General features: G+C 65.0%; 4 protein-coding genes. 3 read left to right on the forward strand and 1 reads right to left on the reverse strand.

Annotation, left to right across the window (positions count from 1 at the left end):
- Positions 1 to 267 (reverse strand): nucleoside deaminase (locus HCZ87_RS20140; protein WP_167646823.1); only part of this gene is annotated, 267 nt, incomplete at its 3' end.
- 76 nt (positions 268 to 343) lie between these two features.
- On the opposite strand from HCZ87_RS20140, the gene HCZ87_RS20145 reads away from it, so the two are divergent.
- From HCZ87_RS20145 to HCZ87_RS20155, 3 genes are all read left to right on the forward strand, one after another.
- Positions 344 to 1,498 (forward strand): pseudouridine synthase, encoded by a 1,155-nt coding sequence (locus tag HCZ87_RS20145; protein ID WP_167646825.1) that lies wholly within the window; start codon positions 344 to 346, stop codon positions 1,496 to 1,498.
- 166 nt (positions 1,499 to 1,664) lie between these two features.
- Entirely contained in the window at positions 1,665 to 2,570 is a 906-nt protein-coding gene (locus HCZ87_RS20150) for a 5-bromo-4-chloroindolyl phosphate hydrolysis family protein (RefSeq protein WP_167646827.1), read from the forward strand.
- Between the two features lie 20 nt (positions 2,571 to 2,590).
- A complete protein-coding gene (locus HCZ87_RS20155; RefSeq protein ID WP_167646829.1) occupies positions 2,591 to 3,781 on the forward strand; it encodes a toxic anion resistance protein in 1,191 nt (396 codons plus the stop codon).
- Positions 3,782 to 3,808: the final 27 nt, after the last annotated feature.

The raw sequence follows: 3,808 nt of genomic DNA on the forward strand, positions 1-3,808 counted from the left end.
CGCGGCAGCGCACATGGCGCAGGGCTCCAGCGTGACATAAAGATCATAGCCCGGCAGCCGCTCGCTCCGGAGCTGCGCGCAGGCGGCGCGGATCACCAGCACTTCGGCATGAGCGGTGGGGTCATTCAGCTCGCGGGTGCGATTGCCAGCCCGGGCGACGATCTCCCCACCCGGCGCAACCAGCACCGCGCCCACGGGCACCTCGCCGCGCACAGCCGCTGCGCGCGCCTCCTCCAGCGCCTGCCCCATGAAGGATCGAAACACCATTTCCGCCTCGCCAGATCATTCCGCACACCACAGATGCACGCTTTCCCACGCCCCGCGAATAGGCTATGGCAGCGCCATGAGCAAGAAAACCCCTCCCGCGAGCGCCAAGCGCAACACCCCCTCCGCCGCCCGGCCAAAGGCGAAACCGCCCACAGCGCCGCGCGGACCCAAAGGCCCGCAAAGCCCCGCGACGGGCGACGCGCGGCCTGCCTCGCCCGAGGGGGATCGCATCGCCAAAGTTCTGTCCCGCGCAGGTGTTGCCTCGCGCCGGGAAGCGGAGCGGATGATCGCCGAGGGTCGCGTGGTGGTGAATGGCACCACCATCGACAGCCCCGCGCTCAATGTCTCTGGCAGTGATCGTATCGTGGTGGACGGCAAACCGCTGCCCACCGCCGAGGCGCCGCGGCTCTGGCTCTATTATAAACCCAACGGCCTGGTGACCAGTAATTCGGATGAGAAGGGCCGCAAGACCATCTTTGACGCGCTGCCCGAGGATCTGCCCCGGGTGATGACCGTCGGGCGGCTCGACCTCAATTCCGAAGGCCTCTTGCTGCTGACCAATGACGGCGGCATCAAACGTCAGCTCGAACTGCCCTCCACCGGCTGGCTGCGGCGCTATCGGGTGCGCATCAATGGCCGCCCGCAGGACCATCAGTTTGAGCCCCTGCGCAAGGGCATGGTGATTGATGGCGAGCAATTCCAGCCGATGATCGTCAGCCTGGACCGGCAGCAGGGCGCCAATGCCTGGCTGACCATCGGCCTGCGCGAGGGCAAGAACCGCGAAATCCGCCGCGCGCTGGCGGATATCGGCTTTTCCGTGAACCGCTTGATGCGGATCTCCTACGGCCCGTTCCAGCTCGGCACCCTCAAGGAGGGCGAAGTCGAGGAACTGCGCCCCCGCGTGGTCCGCGATCAATTGGGGCTGGCCGCGCCCGAGGGCGGGGAGGACACCACCAAGAAACCACAGCGCCCGACCCGCGGCCCGCGCAAAGCGCCCGGCAAGGGGCCAGCCAAGGGTCCCGGCAAACCCGCCCAAGGCCAGCCCGGCGGCCGCGCACAAGAACAGCGCGCCCAATATGGCCCCAACAGCAGGTCTAGCGGCACAGCTGGCAAAGCGGGTGCGGGCAAGCCGGGCGGAGGCAAACCGCCCTCCGGCAAGCCGAGCTTTGGCAAACCCGCTGCCAAAGGTGGCGCAAAAGGCGGTCGTTTCGGCAAAAAACCGCAGGGCTGAGCCCGCATCGGCGGACTTCCCCCTAGCACAGAGACCCGCGATCTCCTACATTTCAACATGTTGGGGACAATCTGGGGGCCAAAAACGGTGCAAACCATCGCATATCTTGCGTTGCTCATCCTGATGCTGGGCATCGGGACCGGCTGGATCGTCGGGGTCTGAGCGGATGGCACAGCGTTTCGGCGGCAAATTCAGCCCCTCTGGCAGCTCCCCTTCTGCCAACGTCCCCACCGGAGCGGCCCCGCGCCCGGCCAATACCGCGCGGGTGAGCCCGGTCGGGCTGCGCGCCAATCTGATGTTTGTCCCCGCCGCGGTACTTTTGCTGTTCTCGCTTGGCGCCGGGGCGACGGGCCTTGTGATCGGCCTGATCGGTGCGGGCCTCTGGGCGGCGGCGGCCGTGATGCTGCGCGAGGGGCTCAAGGCCGAGGCTGCCTATGATGAGCGCAAGGTTGCACGCAAACCCGCCCTGCCCCGCAAGATCCTCGCGGCACTGTTTTGCGGTGCCGGCGGTGCGGTTGGCGCCTGGGCGAGCGAGCCGGGCGTGGTGACCGCCGCGCTTTATGGTCTGGCTTGCGCCGGGCTGCATCTGGCGGCCTTTGGGCTTGATCCGCTGCGCGACAAGGGCACCGAAGGCATTGACGAATTCCAAAGCTCCCGCGTCGCCCGTGTGGTCGACGAGGCCGAAACCCATCTGGACGCGATGAAAGACGCCATCCTGCGCGCCCGCGACCGTCAGGTGCAGCTGCGGGTGGAGCAGTTCCGATCCGTCGCCCGCACCCTCTGCCGCACGGTGGAGGAAGACCCCCGCGATCTGACTGCAGCGCGCAAATATCTGACCGTCTATTTGCTGGGCGCGCGCGATGCGACGATCAAATTCGCCGATATCTATGCCCGCAACGGCGATGCGCAGGCGCGCGCGGATTATCTGGCGCTGCTGGATGATCTGGAACAGAATTTCGCCGCCCGCACAGAAAAACTGCTGCGCGATGACCGCAGCGATCTGACCATTGAAATTGATGTATTGCGCGACCGGCTGGCGCGCGAAGGGGTCCAATTGGATCGCCCCTCATAACCTGACAGGAAAGGCCCGCTATGTCCGAGACCGTTCAAAAGAAAGCCGCCGACGCCGAAACCCTGGTCAAAGAGGTGACCGAGGTCGACCTGGCCGAGCCCAAGGGAGAGCTGGTGCCGCTGGAAACCGCCGACCCCGAGACCTCCACCGCAATCCGCAAGCGCATTGACGAGATCGACATGGGCGACACCAATTCGATCATCTCCTTTGGCTCTGCCGCGCAGGGCGAATTGCAGCAGATTTCCCAGGCGATGCTGGCCGATGTGCGCAACAAGGATGTCGGCCCGGCGGGCGATTCCCTGCGCGATATCGTCACCACCATTCGCGGATTTTCGGTTTCCGAACTCGATGTGCGCCGCAAACCCACCTTCTGGGAACGGCTCCTGGGCAAGGCCGCGCCCTTTGCCAAGTTCACCGCAAAATACGAAAGCGTTCAGGCGCAGATCGACAAGATCACCGACAGCCTGCTGGGTCACGAACACACCCTGCTGAAGGACATCAAATCGCTGGATGTGCTTTATGAAAAGACGCTGAACTTCTATGACGAGCTGGCGCTTTATATTGCGGCTGGCGAGGCCAAGCTGGCCGAGCTGGACAAGACCGAGATCCCGGCGCTGGCGGCTGCCGTGGATGCCGCGCCCGAGGATGAACAGGTGCTCAAGGCGCAGGAGCTGCGCGATCTTCGCGCCGCCCGCGACGATCTGGAACGCCGGGTGCATGACCTCAAGCTGACCCGTCAGGTCACCATGCAATCGCTGCCCTCGATCCGTCTGGTGCAGGAAAACGACAAATCTCTGGTGACCAAGATCAACTCGACGCTGGTCAATACCGTGCCGCTCTGGGAAACCCAGCTGGCGCAGGCGGTAACCATCCAGCGCTCGGCCGAGGCCGCCGTCGCCGTGCGCGATGCCAATGACCTGACCAATGAGCTTCTCACCGCCAATGCCGCCAATCTGCGCGAAAGCAACAAGATGATCCGCCAGGAAATGGAGCGCGGCGTGTTTGACATTGAGGCCGTGAAAAAGGCCAATGCGGATCTGATCGGCACCATTGAGGAATCCTTGCAGATCGCCGATGAGGGTAAGCGCAAACGCGCCGAGGCCGAGGTGGAGCTGAAGAAGATGGAAGGCGAGCTGCGCGACACGCTGGCCTCCGCCAAGGCCCGCAAGGACGGGATCGGCGACACCGCCGCGACCTCGGTTCCGGCGTAAAGCGGCCCCGGTGCGTTCCCTGACACA

Source organism: Phaeobacter sp. HF9A, from assembly GCF_011806385.1.
GTDB lineage: Bacteria > Pseudomonadota > Alphaproteobacteria > Rhodobacterales > Rhodobacteraceae > Epibacterium.